The organism is Pyxidicoccus sp. M6 (genome assembly GCF_055568925.1).
Genome location: NZ_CM145714.1, coordinates 9,757,462 through 9,777,838, shown reverse-complemented (window position 1 = coordinate 9,777,838; position 20,377 = coordinate 9,757,462). Strand labels below are relative to the sequence as shown.

Annotated in this window: 16 protein-coding genes; 7 read left to right on the top strand and 9 right to left on the bottom strand. The window is 70.0% G+C overall.

Features of this window, described 5'->3' with window-relative positions; translation table 11 throughout:
- Positions 1-6 precede the first annotated feature (6 nt).
- The 7 genes from ACVTJA_RS38330 to ACVTJA_RS38300 all read right to left on the bottom strand — a co-directional run bounded on the left by ACVTJA_RS38330 (position 7) and on the right by ACVTJA_RS38300 (position 5,701).
- Positions 7-753, bottom strand: a complete 747-nt coding sequence (locus ACVTJA_RS38330) for an MBL fold metallo-hydrolase (protein ID WP_465827703.1) — start codon at positions 751-753, stop codon at positions 7-9.
- Positions 750-1,247: a pantetheine-phosphate adenylyltransferase gene (gene coaD / locus ACVTJA_RS38325; protein WP_465827702.1), complete on the bottom strand. Its 498-nt coding sequence runs from the start codon at positions 1,245-1,247 to the stop codon at positions 750-752. The genes ACVTJA_RS38330 and coaD overlap by 4 nt, the downstream gene beginning before the upstream one ends.
- On the bottom strand, positions 1,244-2,458 hold the full coding sequence (locus ACVTJA_RS38320) for an MFS transporter (RefSeq protein WP_465827701.1): 1,215 nt from the start codon (positions 2,456-2,458) through the stop codon (positions 1,244-1,246). Before ACVTJA_RS38320 ends, coaD begins: the two co-directional genes overlap by 4 nt.
- The gene (locus ACVTJA_RS38315) at positions 2,455-3,063 is read right to left on the bottom strand and encodes a TetR family transcriptional regulator (protein ID WP_465827700.1); all 609 of its coding nucleotides are present in this window, start codon (positions 3,061-3,063) and stop codon (positions 2,455-2,457) included. The genes ACVTJA_RS38320 and ACVTJA_RS38315 overlap by 4 nt, the downstream gene beginning before the upstream one ends.
- Positions 3,064-3,190: 127 nt before the next feature.
- A complete protein-coding gene (locus ACVTJA_RS38310; RefSeq protein WP_465827699.1) occupies positions 3,191-4,036 on the bottom strand; it encodes an alpha/beta fold hydrolase in 846 nt (281 codons plus the stop codon).
- Positions 4,037-4,163: 127 nt separating this feature from the next.
- Positions 4,164-4,718 (bottom strand): adenine phosphoribosyltransferase, encoded by a 555-nt coding sequence (locus ACVTJA_RS38305; RefSeq protein WP_465827697.1) that lies wholly within the window; start codon positions 4,716-4,718, stop codon positions 4,164-4,166.
- A complete protein-coding gene (locus tag ACVTJA_RS38300; protein ID WP_465827695.1) occupies positions 4,715-5,701 on the bottom strand; it encodes a 2-hydroxyacid dehydrogenase in 987 nt (328 codons plus the stop codon). The genes ACVTJA_RS38305 and ACVTJA_RS38300 overlap by 4 nt, the downstream gene beginning before the upstream one ends.
- A gap of 138 nt (positions 5,702-5,839) precedes the next feature.
- On the opposite strand from ACVTJA_RS38300, the gene ACVTJA_RS38295 reads away from it, so the two are divergent.
- The 4 genes from ACVTJA_RS38295 (at position 5,840) to ACVTJA_RS38280 (ending at position 12,998) form a co-directional block, all read left to right on the top strand.
- Positions 5,840-9,100, top strand: coding sequence for a DEAD/DEAH box helicase (locus tag ACVTJA_RS38295; RefSeq protein WP_465827694.1), 3,261 nt, complete (start codon positions 5,840-5,842; stop codon positions 9,098-9,100).
- A gap of 145 nt (positions 9,101-9,245) precedes the next feature.
- Positions 9,246-10,994: a DNA repair protein RecN gene (gene recN / locus ACVTJA_RS38290; protein WP_465827692.1), complete on the top strand. Its 1,749-nt coding sequence runs from the start codon at positions 9,246-9,248 to the stop codon at positions 10,992-10,994.
- Between the two features lie 67 nt (positions 10,995-11,061).
- Complete coding sequence (locus ACVTJA_RS38285) at positions 11,062-11,859, top strand: Stp1/IreP family PP2C-type Ser/Thr phosphatase (protein ID WP_465827691.1); 798 nt, start codon at positions 11,062-11,064, stop codon at positions 11,857-11,859.
- 221 nt (positions 11,860-12,080) lie between these two features.
- The gene (locus ACVTJA_RS38280) at positions 12,081-12,998 is read left to right on the top strand and encodes a M23 family metallopeptidase (RefSeq protein ID WP_465827689.1); all 918 of its coding nucleotides are present in this window, start codon (positions 12,081-12,083) and stop codon (positions 12,996-12,998) included.
- 115 nt (positions 12,999-13,113) lie between these two features.
- Here the strand turns inward: ACVTJA_RS38280 and ACVTJA_RS38275 are convergent, their stop codons facing one another.
- Positions 13,114-13,818 (bottom strand): diguanylate cyclase domain-containing protein, encoded by a 705-nt coding sequence (locus ACVTJA_RS38275; protein WP_465827687.1) that lies wholly within the window; start codon positions 13,816-13,818, stop codon positions 13,114-13,116.
- Positions 13,819-13,860: 42 nt separating this feature from the next.
- Entirely contained in the window at positions 13,861-14,883 is a 1,023-nt protein-coding gene (gene rlmM, locus ACVTJA_RS38270) for a 23S rRNA (cytidine(2498)-2'-O)-methyltransferase RlmM (protein ID WP_465827686.1), read from the bottom strand.
- Between the two features lie 419 nt (positions 14,884-15,302).
- Between rlmM and secA the strand changes: the two genes are divergently transcribed.
- The 3 genes from secA to tsf all read left to right on the top strand — a co-directional run bounded on the left by secA (position 15,303) and on the right by tsf (position 20,276).
- Positions 15,303-18,134, top strand: a complete 2,832-nt coding sequence (secA, locus tag ACVTJA_RS38265; protein ID WP_465827685.1) for a preprotein translocase subunit SecA — start codon at positions 15,303-15,305, stop codon at positions 18,132-18,134.
- Positions 18,135-18,484: 350 nt separating this feature from the next.
- On the top strand, positions 18,485-19,471 hold the full coding sequence (gene rpsB, locus ACVTJA_RS38260; protein ID WP_465827684.1) for a 30S ribosomal protein S2: 987 nt from the start codon (positions 18,485-18,487) through the stop codon (positions 19,469-19,471).
- A gap of 151 nt (positions 19,472-19,622) precedes the next feature.
- Positions 19,623-20,276: a translation elongation factor Ts gene (tsf, locus tag ACVTJA_RS38255; RefSeq protein ID WP_465827682.1), complete on the top strand. Its 654-nt coding sequence runs from the start codon at positions 19,623-19,625 to the stop codon at positions 20,274-20,276.
- Positions 20,277-20,377: the final 101 nt, after the last annotated feature.

Sequence of the window (20,377 nt, the reverse complement as noted above, 5' to 3'; positions counted from 1 at the left end):
TCTCAGTCACACGTGGTAGCGGCGGCCCTGTGCGAGCGGTTCGATGACGCTCGCGCCGGTGTCGAAGTCGTCCGGGTAGTGGATGAGCCGCATCCGGGCGCGCAATTCCGCGGGCAGCGCCGCGAGCTTCTCGTAGGGCGTGTGCACGCCGTAGTTCGTCTCGTGAATCATCAGGTCCGCCTCCGAGAGCCAGTCGATGAGGCCCTCGTCGAAGGCGGTGTCCGCGCTGTAGCCCAGGCACCGGCCCCCCGCATGGATGCGCAGCGCGGTGGTGGGCAGGTGGTGGTACGTCATGCGGGCCTCAATCAGGAACGGCCCGTGCCGCACGCAGGTCTCCGTGGAGAGCGGCGTGTGCTCGAAGTAGTCCTCGAAGTGCTTGTCGTTGGGGGCCGAGCCATGGCGCTCGATGAGGCACTCCATGCCGGCGGCGAGGTGCCCCTCCCAGAGGCGCTCCGCCACGGCGGGGTGGGTGAGCACCTCCAGCTTCTTCTTCAGCACGAAGAAGGAGAAATAGCCCAGGCCTTCGAGGCCCGATGCATGGTCCGCATGCAGGTGGGTGAGGGCCACGGCGCTGACGCGGTCCGCGTCGAGGGGGACACCGGAGGACTCGGAGGCCTCGCGCATCATCTTCCGGATGGGGTGCGGGCAGTCCACGAGGAGCACCTGTCCCTCCGCCTCGACGGCGAGGCACGAGGAGTAGCGCAGGGCGGAGAAGGCGTCACCGACGCCGAGGGTGACGAAGGACAGGCTCATGGCTGACTCCGGGCAGAGGGTGCGAGTCGTTCTCTCAGCTTCGCCGCGACGGCGGGTGGGCAGAAGGCCGAAACATCCTCGCCGCGCGCGACGCGCTCCTTGAGTCCGCTGCTGCTCACCTCGGCAAGGTGCGCCTCGGCGGGGAGGAAGAGGGTGGACAGTTCCGGCGCGAGGGCGCGGTTGTTCTGCGCCAGCTCCGTCTCGAACTGGGCGTCGGTGGCGCCGCGCACGCCGCGAAGGAGGACGCTGGCGCCAATCTCGCGCGCGAAGTCGACGATGAGCCCTTCGGTGCGCGCCACGGTGACGTTGGGGTGGAGCCTCACGGCCTCGCGCAGGAGGGCCATGCGCTCGTCGGCGGAGAGGAGGGAGCGCTTGTTGGGATTGACGGCCACCACGACGACGACGTGGCCGAAGAGGCGCGCGGCCTGCCGGACGACGGACAGGTGTCCGGAGGTGACGGGGTCGAAGCTGCCGGCGTAGACGGCGATGGTCATGGGGACACCTCGGGAGCCGCCCCGGGCGACTCCGTTCGGGGCGGGTGGAAGGTGAGGGCGACGAAGAGCGTGCCGGCGACGCAGAGGGCGGCGGACAGCGCGAAGTGCGCGGAGTAGCCGAGCGCGTTGGCGCTGAAGCCGCTCACCGCGGCCGCGCCGCCGGTGGCCAGCACGACCAGCGAGGCCTGCACGGTGTAGTCGGTGGCGGCGTGCTCGGGACGACAGGCGTCCATCATCGCGGTGAAGACGGCGGCGGTGGCCATGCCGCTCGCCACGTGCTCCACCGCGCAGACGGCGGTGAGCAGCGGAAGCGACGCGGTGCCACGGGCGGCGAGCGCGTACAGCAGCACCGCGCCGGCCTGCGTGACGCCGAAGAGGAGCAGCGCACGGCGCCGGCCCAGCCGCACCACGAGGCCGCCGCCGAGGAGGGCGCCCAAAAGGCCCGCGGTGAAGCCCACGCCGCCGAGCATCCAGCCGATGTCCGTGAGCGACAGCCCCGAGTCCACGAGGAAGGTGCGCAGCATGCCCGTGGCCAGGGCCTCGCCCGCCTTGTAGACGACGAGCAGCGCGAGCCACGCCGCCGCGCCCGGGCGCCGCAGCCACCACGACAGGCCCAGGCTCTGCGCGGGCGGAGGCTCGGAAGGGGGCTCGCGGTAGAGGGTGATGGGCACGGTGGCGAGGAGCAGCAGCCCGCCGAGCGCGAGGAACGTGGGGCGCCAGCCCACCGCGTCGAAGACGGCGAGCATGAGGCCGCCGCCGACAATCATGCCCACGCGGTAGGCGGCCACCTGGATGCCGTTGCCCCAGCCGCGCTCCTCGGGCCCGAGCAGGTCCACCGCGAGCCCGTCCGTGGCGATGTCCTGCGTGGCGGCCAGGAGGTTCACCCCCAGGACCGCGGCCATGAGGAGGCTCGTGTCCAGCCCGGCGGCGGGCAGCGCGAGCGACAGGAGCAGCGCCGCGGACAGGCACTGCAACGGGAGGATGTAGCCGCGCCGCCGGCCCCACTTCTCCGAGCCGTAGCGGTCCATGGCCGGAGCCCAGAGGAACTTGAGCGCCCACGGTAGGGCCAACAGGTGCGCCAGGCCGATGGCGGGCAGCGACAGACCCTGCTTGCGCAGCAGCACGGGCAGGGCCTGGGTGAAGAAGCCGAACGGCAGGCCCTGCGAGAGGTAGAGGGTGGAAAGGAGCCCCAGCTTCGTCGGCGTCTTCATGCGTCCTCCCGCGCTTCCACCGTGTCCAGCAGGCCCGCGGCCATGCGCTTCACGGTGCCCGCCGCGGAGCCCGGAGGCACGAGGTCGGGCGCGCTCGCGGAGAGCACGAAGTAGCCCTGCACCGCGGCGAAGAGGCCCGCGGCGATGGTGCGTGCCCGGCGCTTGCCCACCACCGCGGCGACGAGCGACTCGAGCTGCTCCAGGTCCGCCTTCACCACCCTGTCATAGGCGGCGCGCACTTCCGGCTGACGGATGGCCTCCGCGCTGATGGTGACCCAGCTCGCGACGGCGGACGGGGCCGCGTCTCCGCCCGTGGCGAGGAAGGCGTCGATGAAGGCATCCACCTTCGCGCGCGCGTCATCGCCCTTCACCCTCGCCAGTCGCGTCGTCACCCGGATGCGCGCGCGCGAGGCGAGCTGCTCCACCAGCACGAGCAGAATCTCCTGCTTGTCGCTGAAGTGGTAGTGCACGAGCCCCGGGCTCAGCCCCGCCGCCTTCGCGATTTCGCCCACGGAGGCGCGCTCGTAGCCGCGCTCCGCCATGACCTTGAGCAGCCCATCCACAATCTGCTGGCGGCGCTCCTCGGTGTTGGATGGACGGGGCATGGTGGTCTTGTTTGTTGGTTGTGTGACCAACTTATAAACAGGGGACCGAAAGACGTCAACCCGACGGCGCCGGGCGGGGCCGTCGGGTGGTCAGCCAGGCGGCGAGGTGGGCCGCTGGGAATGCGTGTCAGGCGGGCGGGGTGCTGGCCGCGTCGAGGCTGGTGTTGATGTACGTCTCCCGCGCGGAGACGAGCGCCTCGATTCCCGCTGCCATGAGGTCTGGCACCTCCAGCATCGGGAAGTGGCTGATGGCGGGCAGCTTCATCACGTGGAACCACGGGTTCTGCGTGCTGAAGGCCACCTGTCCATCGAGGTACTCGGGCGAGTCCGGCTGGGCGTAGAGGTGCAGCGTCGGCGTGGGCGGCCGCAGTCCGAAGAGGGCCCTTAGCGGCGAGCCCTCGCGCGAGTACGCGGCGCCAATCTCCCGCGCGGCGCGGGCCCACATGTCCTCGCCGAAGGCGCCCATCTCCTCGCGGACGTAGCGGATGACCTCTTCGTTGTTCACGCCCTTCAGCCACATGGCGAAGAGCCCGTCGCGGGCTTCCCTCCAGCGGTCGGACATCAGCCCCTGCAGCAGCTCGGTGAAGGCGAGCGGCGGCTCGGAGATGAGCCAGTCCATCAACACGATGTCCGGTACGCGCTCGGCGCCCAGTTCGCGTCGCAGCTCTATCGCCCACCAGCCTGCGTGGGACAGGCCGACGGGGACCACCGGGCGCGCGCCGCTGGCCTCCACCACGGCGAGCAAATCTTCCAGCACGGTGTCGCTGTCGAAGTCGGCGCCTCCGCCCTCGGACAGCCCATGGCCGCGCAGGTCCACGGAGAGCACCCGGTGGCGCGCGGCGCAGCGGGGGATGATGTGTCGGAAGACGTTCCGGGTGGTGCACCAGCCCGGGATGAAGAGCAGCGTGGGCTCTCCGTGGCCCACGTCGTCGTAGTGGATGCGGACGTCGCCGCTGGAGCGCACCTCGGGCATGGCCTTTCCTCCGTGGAACGGTGCCTCCTCCAGAGGTGGGCAGGCCCGGCCCGCGCGGCAGCAGGCGGGCAGGGGAGGGCGCGGATGCCCGAAATGCTCCGGCGCCCTCCAGTCCCCTCGGGTGTCCTCAGAAGGACAGGAGCGACGTCACCTTGTCCTGGCCCAGGCGCTTCAGGCCGTCGAGGAAGGCCAGGTGGATGAGGAAGCTGTAGCCCACCAGCTCTCCGCCGAGCTTCTGCACCAGCCTCGAGGTGGCCTCGGCCGTGCCGCCGGTGGCGAGCACATCGTCCACGATGAGCACGCGCTCGCCCTTGTGGAGGGCGTCCTCGTGCATCTCCAGCCCGTCCGCGCCGTACTCCAGCGAGTACTTCTCCACGACGGACTTGTAGGGCAGCTTGCCCGGCTTGCGCGCGGGGACGAAGCCCGCGTGCAGCGCGAGTGCGATGGGCGCGCCCAGGAGGAAGCCGCGGGCCTCCACGCCCACCACCTTGGAGATGTGCTGCCCGCGGAAGGGCGCGGACATCGCGTTGATGACGCGGCCGAACAGGCGCGGGTCGGCCAGCACGGGGGTGATGTCCTTGAAGACGATGCCCGGCTTGGGGAAGTTCGGCACGTCGCGCAGCATGGCGTTCACGTCGGCGACGAGGGTGGTGTCGGTCAGGCTCGGTGCGGGCATGTTCATGGGAAGAGCTCCGGGTTGACGCAGTGAGGAGGCCGCCGTCCGTCGAGCGCGGCCAGGAGGTTGTCCACCGCCATGGAGGCCATGCGCCCCCGCGTGGCATGCGAGGCGCTGGCGATGTGGGGCGCCAGCAGGACGTTCGGCAACGTCATCAGCGGGCTGTCCGTGGGGAGCGGCTCCGGGTCCATGACGTCCAGCGCGGCGCCACCCAGCCGTCCGTCCCGCAGCGCCTCGATGAGCGCCGCCTGGTCCACCACACCGCCGCGCGCGGTGTTGACGAGCAGCGCCCCTGGCTTCATCGCCTGAAGCTCGGCGCGTCCCAGCCAGTGCCGTGTCTGGGGCGACAGCGGGACGTGCAGGCTGACGATGTCCGACTCCGCCAGCAGCGTCGCCTTGTCCACGCGCCGCACGCCCAGCTCCGTCTCCAGCTCGGGCCGCGCCTCGCGGCCCACGTACAGCACGCGCATGCCGAAGCCGCGCGCCCGCCGGGCCACCGCCGCGCCGATGGCGCCCAGGCCGACGATGCCCAGCGTGGCCCCGTGGATGTCGGTGCCCAGGAGGAGGGTGGGGCTCCACGTGCGCCACTTCCCCGCGCGGACGAAGGCATCCGCCTCCGCCACCCGGCGCGCCAGCCCCATCAGCAGGGCGAAGGCGAAGTCCGCGGTGGTCTCCGTGAGCACACCCGGAGTGTTGCCCACCGGTATCCGGCGCGTGGTACAGGCCCGCACGTCGATGTTGTCGTAGCCCACGGCCACGTTGCTCACCGCCCGCAGGCCCGGCGCAGCGGCGAGCAGGCCTTCGTCCACCCGGTCTGTCAGCAGGGTGACAAGGCCCTCGGCGTGCGCCGCCTCGGCCAGGAGCGCGTCACGGGACGGTGGCAGCTCGTCCTCCCAGACGCGCAGGTCCACGTGCCTGCCCAGTCGGCCGAGGGCCTCTCCAGGGAGCTGGCGGGTGACGAAGACGCGGGGGCGGACGGTCCGGGCCATGGCGCGGGTTGATGCTCTCATAGCCAGATGCCAGTGGGCTGCTTCCGCTGGCGGACGCATCGCTTTTTCCCGCGAGCGGGAGCGCCGTTGGTGTGGTAGTCCAGCGCGTTCCCCGCGGCCAAATGGAGCCTGGGGCCTTTGCCAGCCGTGCAATCCACCGCCGACATTCGAGACGCCCTCCCTCCTCAGGACACCGTGTGGCTCCGGGCCCTGAAGGCCGAAGTTCAACCCACCACCTTCAAGAAGGGCCGGGAGGTGGCCGAAACGCGCCGCGTCTTCGGTCTCCAACGAGAAGGCAACCGCATCACCGCCCAGGTCGCCGGCTCGTCCGGCGAGCGCTACCAGGTGGCCCTGGAATTGGGGGACGGGAAGGCTACGTCCACCTGTACCTGCCAGTCCTGGAACGTGTACGGGCCGCACTGCAAGCACGTGGTCGCCGCCGCGCTCATCTACGCCGCGCGCTTCCGCCCGCCCGCTCCGCCGCCCCCGCGCCCGGAGCCCGTGGCCTCCGCCGCCCCCGTGGAGACCAATGAGGTCGCCGACGACGAGGCGCCGGTGGAACCCGTGGCGTCTCCCGCCATCGACCCGGTGAATCTGCCGGCGCTCGCGAAGGTGGAGAGCTGGCTCGGCCTGTCCTCGCTGCCCGACTACGAGTTCTTCTACCGCCTGACGCCCTCCAGCACCGGCAACGGGGGACGGCACTGGGTGGTGGACGTGCGCCGTCAGGACGCCCAGACGAAGGGCCCCATCCACGTCAAGCGGCTGCTCCAGACGGGCGGCCGCATCGCTCCCGCGGACGAGCGCGTCTTCATGATGCTGTCGCGGCACGAGCACCGCTACGACTCGCGCATCGTCCTCTCCGACGAGGACCTGAGCGAGGTGCTGGACCAGTTGCGCCAGCGCCGCGTCATCTACCGGGGCACGCAGCTCATCAACACGGAAATGCCCGTGCGTCCGCAGATTCGCCTGGAGTCGCGCCCGGACGGCGCCACCGCGCGGATTGAATTGCTCTTCCCGGACAACGCCAGCTGCTCGCTGAAGGACGTCATCCTCCTGTCGGGGAAGAAGACCTGGGTCATCCAGGGGCAGAACCTGCACGCGGTGGAGCCGGACTTCCCGCCCCGCCTGCTGCGCAAGTGGCTCCTGGAGCCGAGCATGTCCTTCCCGGCCGGGCAGCTGGACCGGGTGCTCACCTTCTTCGCCGCGCACCTGCCGCGCTTCCGCATGGCGCTGAAGGCGGACGACATCGACGTGGACGAGTCGGTAGAGCCGCGCTTCATGCTCACGCTGGAGGGCAACCCGGAGAAGGTGAAGGTGCAGCTCGCCGCCCGCTACGGGCAGACCACCGTGCCGGTGTCCCCCACGGCCACGCACCTGGGCTACGCCAGCGGCGTGGGCTCGGACAGCCGCAAGCTGTACCGCCGCCGCGAGGACGTGGAGCGCGCCGCGGGCAAGCTCCTCTTGGACCTGGGTCTGAAGTTCGAGCAGCAGAGCTCCGTCTTCGACGCCGCCGGTGACGCCGCGCTGGAGTTCTGGGCGCGCGGCCTGGCCTCGCTGCCGTCCGAGTGGGAGCGCTTCGGCGTGCAGGCTCCCAAGGTGCGCCTGCGTCCCAAGCTCAAGCCGCGCATCCGCGTGGGCATGAGCGGTGTGCAGTGGTTCGACCTGGACGCCGAGTTCGTCACCGACGACCAGGCGGTGGACCTGGGCGCGGTGCGCATGTGGCTGGACTCGGGCCGCCGCTTCGTCCCGCTGAAGGACGGCACCTTCGCCGAGGCCGACCCCGCTGAGATCAAGCGCGTGGCGGACCTGCTCGAGGAGGCCGGCGCCATGCCGGGCCGCTCGCGCACACGGCTGCCGCTGCACCAGGCTGTCGCGTTGGACCTGCTCGCGGACCTGGGCGAGTTCACCGAGGTGGAGGCCAAGGCGCGGCAGGCCATGCTGGAGCTGCGCGAGACGGCCGGCGTGCCGAAGGTCGCCGTCCCCGAGGGACTTCAGGCCACGCTGCGCCACTACCAGGAGGCGGGCCTGTCCTGGCTCTGGTTCCTGCGCCGCCATGGGCTGTCCGGCATCCTCGCGGACGACATGGGTCTCGGTAAGACGGTGCAGTCGCTGAGCCTCATGCAGAAGGTGGCCAACGACGAGGGGCGCAAGCCGTCGCTCGTGGTGGCGCCCACCAGCGTGCTCGCCAACTGGGAGCGCGAGGCCGAGCGCTTCACGCCGGGCCTCAAGGTCATGGTGTGGCACGGCCAGGACCGCAAGGAGCGCGCGGAGGACCTGAAGGGGATGGACCTGGTCCTCACCTCGTACGCCCTGGTGCGTCGGGACCTGGACCAGCTCTCCCAGGTGGGCTTCCGCTACGTCGTCCTGGACGAGGCGCAGAACATCAAGAACGCGGACAGCGCCACCGCGCAGGCCTGCAAGGCGCTGCCGAGCGAGACGCGCCTGGCGCTCACCGGTACGCCTCTGGAGAACCGCCTGTCGGAGCTGTGGAGCATCTTCGACTTCCTGATGCCGGGCTTCCTCGGCAGCGCGGAGGGCTTCTCCGACAGGTACGAGCAGCCCATCCAGGTGGCCAACGACGCCTCCGCGAAGGACCGGCTGCGCCGCCGGATTCAGCCCTTCATCCTGCGCCGCCTGAAGACGGAGGTGGCCAAGGACCTGCCGCCCAAGACGGAGTCCATCGCCTGGTGCGAGATGGAACCCGGTCAGGCCGCCCTCTACCGCGAGGTGCTGGACGAGAGCCGCCGCAAGGTGTCGGAGTCCATCGAGAAGGTGGGCTTCAAGCGCAGCCGCGTGTCCATCCTCGCCGCGCTGATGCGCCTGCGTCAGGTGTGCTGCGACCCGCGTCTCCTGAAGATGCCGCCCGGCACGTTGCTGCCGTCCAGCGCCAAGGTGGAGCGCTTCCTCCAGTTGGTGGAGGACCTGGTGGCGGAAGGCCACCGTGCGCTCGTCTTCAGCCAGTTCACGGAGATGCTGGAGCTGCTCAAGACGGAGGCCGACAAGAAGGGCCTGCGCTACCTCTACCTGGACGGTCGCACCAAGGACCGCATGGGCAAGGTGGACGAGTACAACCAGCCTGACGGGCCCCCGCTGTTCTTCATCTCCCTGAAGGCGGGCGGCACCGGCCTCAACCTCACCGCCGCGGACTACGTCATCCACTTCGACCCGTGGTGGAACCCGGCCGTGGAGGACCAGGCCACGGACCGTACGCACCGCATCGGCCAGACGCGCGCCGTCATCAGCTACAAGCTGATTACCCGCGGCACGGTGGAGGAGAAGATTCTCGCCCTCCAGCGCCGGAAGAGAGACCTGGCCGCCGGAGTGTTGGGCGGCGACGGTGACGAGTTGGGCCGCACGCTCACCGAGCAGGACATCCAGGAGCTGTTCACCGAAATCTGAGGGGTTGTGAGGTCGGGGCTCCAACGAGCCTCCTCTCCCACCCGCACGCCAGACGTGCGCACGACCCGAACGCCTGTGCAGTGTCAGAGGGACCTGCTAGGGTGTTCAGTTACCAGGGCCGTCGTACGGACCACGGAGGGCGCGCGTGCTGCTGGGTCTTCGGATTTCGAACGTGGCGGTGATCGAGGAGGTGGAGGTGGCGTTCGGAGCCGGCCTCACCGTCCTCACAGGTGAGACAGGGGCGGGCAAGTCCATCCTCGTGGATGCACTGGGCCTGCTGCTGGGTGGGCGGGCCGACCCGGACGTCATCCGTGCCGGCTGTGAGGAGGCGTCCGTGGAGGGCGTCTTCGCGCGCACCCAGGCATTGGGGCAGCGGCTGGAGGAGCTCGGCTTGCCAGACCTCGGGGAGGAGGTGTTGGTGCGCCGGGTGCTCGGCCGGACGGGCCGGGGCAAGGTGTACGTCAATGGCGCCCTCGTGACGGTGGGGGTGCTGTCCAAGCTCACGCGAGGCACGGTGGACATCGCCGGACAGCACGAGCACGTCAGCCTCTTCGACTCGGCCCTGCACCGGGTGCTGCTGGACCGCTATGGCGCCCTGGACGAGGCGCTGGCGGCCTACTTCGGCGAGTACTCGGCCCTGCGCGAGGTGGAGTCGCGCATGGACGCGCTGGGGGGCGACGAGGCGAAGGTGCGTGAGCGCGCCGAGTTCCTCCGCTTCCAACTGGACGAGATTGAGCGCCTGGACCCCGAGGCTGGGGAGGACGGCCGGCTGGACGCCGAGCGCAAGCGGCTGGGCAGCGCGGAGAAGCTCAAGCGCCACGCCTCCGAGGCGGAGCTGCTCATCTCCGGCGAGGAGCAGTCCGCCGTGGAGACGGTGAGCCGCGCGCTGGGGCTGGTGCACGACGCGGTGAAGACGGACGCCACGCTGGCGCCGGTGGCGCAGTCTCTCAGCACCGCGGTGTCGGAGCTGGAGGAGGCACAGCGCCGCCTCAACCGCTACGTGGAGGGGCTGGAGTCGGACCCGTCCCGGCTGGCGGACGTGGAGGAGCGGCTGGACGCGCTCAAGCGGCTGTGCCGCAAGCACGGCACCCACCTGGACGGGCTCCTGAAGAAGCGCGGCGAAATCGAGACCGAGCTGGGCACGCTGGAGAACCGGAAGGAAATCCTCGAGGAGCTGGCGGCGGAGCGGCGCCGGGTGGAGGAGCGCACGCGCAAGGCGGCGGGGGCGCTGTCGCGCAAGCGCTCGGAGTGCGCGGTGGAGTTCGCGGCCCAGGTGCGCGAGGGCCTGGGGCACCTGGCCATGGGCAAGGCGGCCTTCGAGGTGCGGGTGACGCCGGGCGAGACGCTGCGGCCGGACGGCGCGGACGACGTGGAGTTCTTCTTCAGCGCCAACCCCGGCGAGCCGCCGCGCCCGCTGGCCAAGGTGGCTTCCGGCGGTGAGGCGAGCCGCCTGCTGCTGGCCCTCAAGCGGGCGCTGGCCGACAGCGACAACTGCGGCTGCTACATCCTCGACGAGGCGGACGCGGGCGTCAGCGGCGCCATCGCCGACGTGGTGGGGCGGATGATCAAGGAGGTGAGCAGCCACCGTCAGGTGCTCTGCATCACCCACCTGCCGCAGGTGGCCGCCTACGCGGACGCGCACCTGCTCATCCGCAAGAGCCTCAAGGGAGAGCGCACCGTCTCCGAGGTGGCCGTGCTGGAGGCGGGTACCGAGCGCACTCGCGAGCTGGCGAGGATGATGTCCGGCGTGGAGGTGACGCGCGAGGCGCTGGGGGCCGCCGAGGCCCTGGTGCGCTCGGCCCACCGGGCGCTGGGCGCCCCCACGCCCCGGGCCCGACCCCGGGAAACCGGCCCGGAGGGCAGCCCCCGGGGCCGCCTCCGACGCACCGCGTAGAGTCAAGTGAGGGGCAAGGGCATTCGCGTCCTTGCCCCATCCGTGGGCCTCACATAGCATCCAGAGTGTGTCCAGCACCGCAGGGCAGACCGCGGCCTCCCGCCTCAAAATTGTCTCCGCTGGCCTGACGGACGTCGGCCGGAAGCGGAACCATAATGAGGACAGCTTCCTTATTGACGATGAGCTACAGCTCTACGTCGTGGCGGACGGTATGGGTGGGCACGCGGGTGGCGGTACCGCGTCGCGCATCGCCGTCGAGACCATCGACAAGGAGATGCGCCGGGCTCGCGAGGGGAAGGACAACCCCTTCCTATCCGTGCCCAACCTGCAGGACTCCCCCATTCCGGAGTCCCTGCGCACCGCGGTGGAGAAGGCCTGCCTGGCCATCTTCACCGCCGCCCAGGAGGACGCGCGGCTGTCCGGCATGGGCACCACCGTCATCTCCCTGGTGGTCCGGGACGAGCACGCCTTCTTCGCCCACGTGGGTGACAGCCGGGCGTACCTCATCCGGGGTGACCTCATCCAGCAGATCTCCGAGGACCACTCCCTGGTCAACGAGCAGATCAAGGCCGGGATGATTACCCCCGAGGAGGCCAAGCACTCCCGCTACAAGAACATCATCACCCGCTCCGTCGGCTTCGAGGAGGAGGTGCAGGTGGACGTCATGGGGCTGGTTTCGGAGCCCTCGGACGTCTTCCTCCTCTGCTCGGACGGTCTGGCCAACATGCTCGAGGACCGCGAAATCCACGAGGTGGTGACCCGGGCCCGGACGCTGGACGAGGTGCCCAAGCGCCTCATCGACCTCGCCAACGAGCGCGGCGGCGACGACAACATCACCGTCATCGTGGTGCGCGTGGAGGCCTGAGCGGCTGCTGCGACGAGCAGTGGCCTTCGACCCTCCCCATGGGTCTGTTGACCTTGATACTTTAGAAGCAAGAATGGTATCTGCCCCAACGTTTCCAGCGGCGGCGAAATGCCGCTGGGTGACGGAGGCGGTCTGGGGAATGGCGGGGGGAGGTGTTGCGCGAGAACGAGCGACTTAGCTTGTCGCGCCTGAAGTCCCACGCAAAAGCAGGGAGTGGTCCCGTGGCGAAAAAGTCCTTCACGCTGATGGTGATCCCGGACCACGACGCGCCGGTGAAGCGGTACACCATCCAGCGGTCCTTCCTCATGCAGGTGGGGATGGGGCTGATGTTGGTGGTGGGACTGGCGGCCGGGGCGAGCGTCCACTACTTCCAGGTGGCCGCCGACGCGTCGGAGAACCGCATCCTCCGTGAGGAGAACCTGACACTCCGCACGCAGCTCAAGTCGGTGCGCGAGCGCATCGAGCACATCGGCTCCACGCTGGACAGGGTGGAGCGGTTCGACCAGAAGCTGCGCGCGATTACGCTGCTGTCCGACCCGCAGCGCAACCTGGCCATGGGCCCGACGGAGCCCGAGGCGGGCACCACGGCGCCGGCCACGGACACCCAGTTCACCCAGCTGACCTCCACGGTTTCGCCCAACGCGTTGCTGGGCAAGCTGGACAAGCTGAGCGCGGAGGCCACCCGCCAGGAGCAGAGCCTCCAGGAGCTGCAGGCGTACTTCCAGGACCAGAAGTCGCTGCTGGCCTCCACGCCGTCCGTCTGGCCCGCGCGCGGTTGGGTGACGAGCGACTTCGGCCAGCGCCTGGACCCGTACACCGCGGACCGTGTCATGCACGCGGGCCTCGACATCGCGGCGCCGCACGGCAAGGAAGTCTATTCGCCGTCGGACGGCACGGTCGTGTTCGCCGGCCTCGAGGGTGGGTACGGCAACGTGCTCGTCATCGACCACGGGTACGGCATCAAGACGCGCTACGGCCACCTGTCCAAGATGCTGGTGAAGGCGGGTGACAAGGTGAAGCGCGGGGCGCTCATCGCGGCGGTGGGCAACACCGGCCGCTCCACTGGCCCGCACCTCCACTATGAGGTCCGCGTCAACGGCATCCCGCAGAACCCGCGCAAGTTCATCCTCGAGGAGTAGCGCGAGGCGCTTCGCTCCGGCGCTCGAGCCTTGAGGCTCGCGCTGGAGCGGGGGGCGTCACTCCGGCGCTGGAGCCTGAAGGCTCGCGCCGGAGCTCAACGGTCCGCTCGGATGCTCACGGTGTTCCGGGTCCGGGGACGAAGCCGTCCAGGCGAAGGCGCCGACGCTGAATCCCACTCGCGCGTCCGGTGCGCACCATGACGTGGGTGCGCTCCAGCTCGGCCCATACCAGCGGCCCCAGCACCTGCCAGTGCGAGGGCGCGTCCACCGTCAGCTCCAGCAGGCTCACCGTCCACGCCGGTACGTCCGCGTCCGGCGTGCCCTCGGGCAGCACGCGGCGCACGTCCTTCGCCAGCCGCTCGCGCGTGGGCGCATCCAGGTCCTCGCGCACGGTGAGCTGCGACGTGGGCACCAGCAGCGCGGCGAAGCAGTCCGCGTGCAGGCGCACCACCTTGGCCCCCGGGTACTGCGCGGACAGGGACTCGGCGGTGGCGCGCAGCACCGCGTCCCCGGTGGCGAAGCCGAAGCGCGCGTTGACGTGAATCATCCCCTGCACGTCGGCGATGACGGCGCCCACGCGCCACCCGTCATGGTGGGCGTGCGTGGACAAGTCGTACTCCTCCTTGAGGAGGTTGCCCTGCGTGAGGGCCGGCACCTGGAGCGCGCCCGTCTTCGGGTCCGGGTGGCCGCGGCGGGCCTGCTCGGCCTGGAGGAGCACCTCCACGGCTGCCTGCACGGGCGCGTCCCGGTGACGCTGGAGCACCCACGGGTTCAGGGCGATGAGGGCGGTGGCGGTGGCGTCGTCGAGGGGGTAGGGCATCGCGCCCCTTGTGTAGCGCGTCCTCTGCCTTCGCGCAGGGGCTCACTTCATGCGGTGGGCCGTCACCGTCACCTCGTCCCGGTCATGGTAGAGCTGCCGGACGGTGAGGCCCTCCCAGCCTCCCTCCTTCTCCAGCGTCTGGCGCACGCGCAGCAGCACCGGGTTCTTGTCCTTCATCGGCAGCTTGATGTTGGCCACCAGGTGGCGGGCCCACCCGCGCCGGCCCCACTTGGCCAGCAGCTGCGCGACCTCCAGCGGACGCCACGCCATGTCGCAGAAGAGCCAGTCCACCGGCTCCTCGGGCGCGTAGGCGAAGGCGCTCTCCTGCACGTGCTGGACGCGCTTGTTGGCGGCCAGCTCCGGCATCAGCCGGGCAGGGTCCACCGCCACCACCCGCGCCCCGCGAGTCACCAGCCGCTGCGTCCACCCGCCCGGCGCCGCGCCCAGGTCCACGCAGACGTCGCCACGTCCGGGCTCGAAGGCCAGCCCGTCCAGCGCCTCCTCCAGCTTCATGGCCGCGCGAGAGGGCGACTCGCCCGCGCGCTTCATGCGCCGCCGCCCGCCCGCCGCCAGCGACAGCGCCTCGCGAGCGGGCACCGCGCCCACCACCGTCATTCCGTCTGGCGCCACGCACAGTCCCACCAAGACTGCGCCGGCCTCGCGCGCCCGCTGCGCGTCGTCCACCCGCCGCTCCGAGGGAAGCCGTGCCCGCACGGCCGCCTCCAGCGCCTCCGCGGGAGCGGCCAGCGTGTTGCCGCGCGGCGTGTCCGGCGTGAAGGCCTGCACCACCCAGGGCCCGCCGCCCGGCAGCGAGGCCACGGCCTTTGCCGCCGCCTCGGCCACCGCGTCCGGCGTGCCGTCCGTCAGCGACACCATCACCCGGTAGCCCGCCCGGGCGAAGGCGGGCGACAGGCCGGTGACGGCCTCGCTCTCCACCAGGGCCTCGCCCAGCAGGCGGGGATGGGCACCCGCCCACTCCAGCTCCTCGTAGAGGTGGGGCTCGAAGCCCGCGCGGCAGGTCCACAGCCAATGCCCCGGCCGGGCGGCGAGCGTCTGTGCGGGCATGGGCGGCACGCGGGCCCGGGGTGGGACCCGGGGCGCGGGCGGCGCGGCATGTGCAGGAGACGCCCCGGCGCTGGAGGCTCCGCCCTGAGGGCTTCTCGGGCCTCCGCCCGGTCCGCCGCGAGGGCCCTGGGCGCCCCGGGGGGCAGGTCCCTGGCGTCCTCTCGACGGACACGGACGTGAGGGACGGCGGGGTTTGCCCGTGGGTGAAGGTCGGCCCTGCCCGCGGCGTTGATTTCGTGTGGGGGACATTGCGTGCGCTCGGTTCCGCTTTACTGTGAGCCGCTGTGTGGACGGCGACCGGCCGAGTGGAAGTTTCGGGGGTCGCTCGTGGTTTTCAACCGGTTCACCCTTACACCTCCTGGGATTTCCCTTCACTCGCCGCCGTCCTTCGAGGATTCTCCGGCGAGAGAGTCGACCGAATGATCGAATGGACGCTGAAGAAGCTCATCGGGACCAAGAATGAGCGCGAGCTCAAGAAGGCCCATGGGAAGGTAGCCCGGGTCAACGAGCTCGAGACGCGCATGCGAGCCCTCAAGGACGAGGACTTCGCCGCCGAGACGGCCCGGATGAAACAGGAGGTACAGAACGGCCGCTCGCTGGACGACCTGCTGTTCGAGGCCTTCGCGCTCACCCGTGAGGCAGCGCGGCGCGTCATCGGCCAGCGTCACTACGACGTGCAGCTCATTGGCGGCATGTTCCTCCACGAGGGCTGCATCGCGGAGATGCGCACCGGTGAAGGCAAGACGCTGACCGCGACGCTGCCCACGTACCTCAACGCGCTGTCCGGTCGTGGCGTGCACGTGGTGACGGTGAACGACTACCTCGCCCGCCGCGACGCGGAGTGGATGGGGCGCGTCTACAAGTTCCTGGGGATGACCACCGGCTGTGTCCTGCACGAGCTGACGGACAAGCAGCGGCAGGAGGCGTACCGCTCGGACATCACCTACGGCCAGAACAACGAGTTCGGCTTCGACTACCTGCGCGACAACATGAAGTTCCGCTTGCAGGACTACGTCCAGCGCGAGCTGAACTACGCCATCGTCGACGAGGTGGACTCCATCCTCATCGACGAGGCCCGCACGCCGCTCATCATCTCCGGCCCCACCGAGGACACCACGGACAAGTACTACCGGGTGGACCAGGTCATCCCGGGGATGGTGCCGGACCAGGACTACACCCTGGACGAGAAGCACCGCTCCGTGTCGCTCACCGACGACGGCATCGAGAAGCTCCAGAAGCGGCTGGGCGTGGGCAACCTCTACGACCCGGGCGAGATTGAGACGCTCCACCACGTCGAGCAGGCCCTGCGCGCGCACACGCTCTACAAGCGCGACAAGGACTACGTGGTGAAGGACGGCGAGGTCGTCATCGTCGACGAGTTCACCGGCCGCCAGATGCCCGGCCGCCGCTGGTCCGACGGCCTCCACCAGGCGATTGAAGCCAAGGAGGGCGTGAAGATCGAGAACGAGAACCAGACGCTGGCGACCATCTCGTTCCAGAACTACTTCCGCATGTACTCCAAGCTGTCCGGCATGACGGGCACCGCGGACACGGAGGCGGAGGAGTTCGCGAAGATCTACAACCTCGACGTTCGCGTCATCCCCACCAACCGCCCCAACATCCGTCAGGACCAGCAGGACGTGGTCTACAAGACGGAGCGCGAGAAGTTCGAGGCGGTGGCGGAGCAGATCGCGGAGCTGCACCACAAGGGGCAGCCGGTGCTGGTGGGCACGGTGTCCATCGCCAAGAGCGAGGTGGTGGGCAGCTTCCTCAAGAAGCGCGGCATCCCCCACAACGTCCTCAACGCCAAGCAGCACCAGCGCGAGGCGGACATCGTCGCGCAGGCGGGCCGCAAGGGCGCGGTCACCATCTCCACCAACATGGCCGGCCGCGGCACGGACATCCTCCTGGGCGGCAACGCGGAGGTGTTGGCGAAGGCGTCCATGGGTCCGCCGCCGGAGCCGCCCACCACGCCCGCCGTGGAGGGGCAGCCCATCGATTTGACGGGCTACCAGCAGGCGCTGGCGGACTGGGAGAAGCAGTTCGCCGAGACGAAGGCCAAGCTGGAGGAGCAGACGAAGAAGGAGCGCGAGGAGGTGATGGCGGCCGGAGGCCTGTTCATCATCGGCACCGAGCGCCACGAGTCGCGCCGCGTGGACAACCAGCTGCGCGGCCGCGCCGGCCGCCAGGGTGACCCGGGCGCCAGCCGCTTCTTCCTGTCGCTCGAGGACGACCTGATGCGCATCTTCGGGTCCGAGCGCATCCAGGGCCTGATGGAGCGGCTGGGCATGGAGGAGGGCGAGGTCATCGAGCACGTGTGGCTGTCGCGTGCCATCGAGGGCGCCCAGAAGCGGGTGGAAGGCCACAACTTCGACATCCGCAAGAACCTGCTCGAGTACGACGACGTGATGAACCAGCAGCGGCGCACCATCTACAAGCTGCGCCGCCAGGTGCTGGCCGCCGGCGCGGGCGTGCCGCTCATCGAGTACACCGAGGACCCGAAGACGCGCGTGAAGTCGCGCTCCGAGCAGACGGTGACCTGGGCGGACTTCCGGGAGCTGGTGCTGGACTCCATGGAGGACGTCATCGTGTCCCTCACGGACACGTACGCGCCCACCAAGGGCGTGGACGGCTGGGACATCCAGGCGCTCGAGCAGGGCGTGAAGGAGACCTTCAACCTGGAGATGGGCTTCGAGGGCGTGGGCAGCCGCGAGGAGCTCCAGGAGCACATCTACAAGGCGGCGGAGAAGGTCTTCCAGGCGCGCGAGGAGGAGTTCGGCGAGAACTTCATGCGCTTCCTCCAGTACAACTACCTGGCGACCATCGACCGGCTCTGGAAGGACCACCTGCTGGCCATGGACCACCTGCGTCAGGGCATCGGCCTGCGCGGCTACGGCCAGAAGGACCCGAAGCAGGAGTACAAGAAGGAGGGCTACCAGGGCTTCATCCAGATGCTCTCCGCCATCAAGGCGCAGTTCGTCACCCAGCTCATGCACGTGCAGCCCCGCTCCGCCTCCAGCGCGGCGGAGGAAGCGGCCCGCATCCAGCGCCAGCTCGCGCAGCAGCAGAAGCGGGCGGTGGAGGGGCGCGGCACCGCGGACGGCAAGCTGGACGAGGCCTCGGTGGCCGCCAACGCCCGGCCCCAGGCCGCCAAGGCGGAAGGCCCGCGCGTGGGCCGTAACGATCCGTGCCCCTGCGGCAGCGGCCGCAAGTACAAGAAGTGCCACGGGGCCGCGGAGGCCAACGCCTAGTCGCCGCTGCTCAAGACGGCAGGACGCCGGCGCGGCGGCCGCTCCCTCCTGGGGCGGCCCACCGCGCCGGTTGTCTTTCCGGACGCAGGGGAGGGAGGCGGAAGGTCAGGCGGGCAGGCACGGGACGTCCGTGACGGTACGGACGATGCAGTGAAGCTTGCGCCGCCCGGAAGGGTTCTGTTAAGGACCCCCCGCCCCTGGGGTATGGGGGGCAGGCAGCAACCACTACACACACGCTCGTGCCGGTCACCGGTGCCTCCGTGGATGGGCCCCTGAAGTCGGGGTTCCCTCTCGCGGTCGTCACGGCCGGGCTTCGCGGGCGTGGCGGACACAACCGGAGAGAGAATCACATGGAGACGCAGGACACGCAGACGCAGGGCCAGGCGATGGCCGCCGCTGGCGGCATCACGATGAGGCAGCTCCTGGAGGCCGGTGTTCACTTCGGCCACCAGACGAAGCGCTGGAACCCGAAGATGAAGCCCTACATCTTCGGCGCCCGCAACGGCATCTACATCATCGACCTGCAGAAGACGGTCACGATGGCCCGCTCGGCGTTCCGCTTCGTGGCGGACGTCACCGCGCGCGGCGGCTCGGTGCTCTTCGTGGGCACCAAGAAGCAGGCGCAGGACGTCATCCGCGAGGAGGCCTCGCGCGCCGGTCAGTTCTTCGTCACCAGCCGCTGGCTGGGTGGCACGCTGACCAACTTCAAGACCATCAAGCAGGGCATCGACCGCCTGAAGACGCTGGAGAAGATGGCCGAGGACGGCACCTTCGAGCGGCTGCCGAAGAAGGAAGTCGCCTCGCTGGAGCGTGAGCGCGAGAAGCTGGAGAAGAACCTGGGCGGCGTGAAGGAGATGTCCAAGCTGCCCCGCTGCGTCTTCGTCATCGACCCGAAGAAGGAGCACATCGCCATCCACGAGGCGAGCCGCCTGGGCATCCCGGTGATTGGCCTGGTGGACACCAACTGCGACCCGGATGGCATCGACTTCGTCATCCCGGGCAACGACGACGCCATCCGCTCCATCAAGCTCTTCACCTCGAAGATCGCCGAGGCCTGCCTCGAGGGTGCGGCCCGCTACCGCGCCTCTGGCGCCGCCGAGCGCGACGAGCAGGAGGAGCGTGAGGGCCGCGAGGAGCGCGGCGACCGCCGTGACGACCGCCGGGGCCCGCGCCGTGGCGACCGTGACCGCCGTGGCGACCGTGGCGACCGGGGTGGTGACCGTGGCGGCGAGCGCCGTGGCCCCCTCGTGGAGATGAAGGGCGCCCCTGTCGCGGCCGAGACCTCGGCCTCCGAGGGTGGTGAGAGCGAGGGTGGCGAGGAGCCGGCGGCCGAGTAGCCGTCCCCCCAGCTCTTCAGTCTCTCGGCGGCCGGGTGGCGCAGCAGCGACCCGGCCGCCCCTGTTTCCTGTAGACCGCTGTACCCCTTTTCAACCCTGAAGCTCCGCCCGGCGCCTGGCGCCCCTGAAGCGGCGGAGGGTGGAGACGAACATGGCTGAGATCAGCGCCCAGATGGTGAAGGATCTCCGCGAGCGGACCGGCGCGGGCATGATGGACTGCAAGAAGGCGCTCGCCGAGACCGGCGGTGACTTCACGAAGGCCGAGGAGTGGCTGCGCAAGAAGGGCATCTCCAGGGCCGCCGGCAAGGAAGGCCGCGTGGCCGCCGAGGGCCTCATCGGCACCTACATCCACGGTGGCCGCATCGGCGTCATCGTGGAGGTCAACTGCGAGACGGACTTCGTCGCTCGCAACCCGGACTTCCAGGACCTGGTGAAGGACGTGGCGATGCAGGTCGCCGCGGCCAACCCCAAGTTCGTCCGCCGCGAGGAAGTGCCGACGGACAACCTCGACAAGGAGAAGGAAATCCAGCGCGAGCTGCTCAAGCAGCAGGGCAAGCCCGAGGCGATGCTGGACAAGATTCTCGTCGGGAAGATGGAGAAGTACTACGAGCAGGTCTGCCTCGTGGACCAGCTCTGGGTGAAGGACGACAAGAAGAAGGTCGGTGAGATGGTGACGGAGCGCGCCGCGAAGATTGGCGAGAAGGTCTCCATCCGCCGCTTCGTCCGCTACGAGGTGGGTGAGGGCATCCAGAAGCAGAAGGATGACCTTGCCGCCGAGGTGGCCAAGACGCTGGGCCAGCAGTAGTCCGCACCGCGAAAGCGGAAAGCGGGCCGGAGGGCCGCGCGCACGGGTCTTCCCCTACATGGGGACCGGGCGGCGCGGCCCTCGCCTTTGCGGGCCTGCCC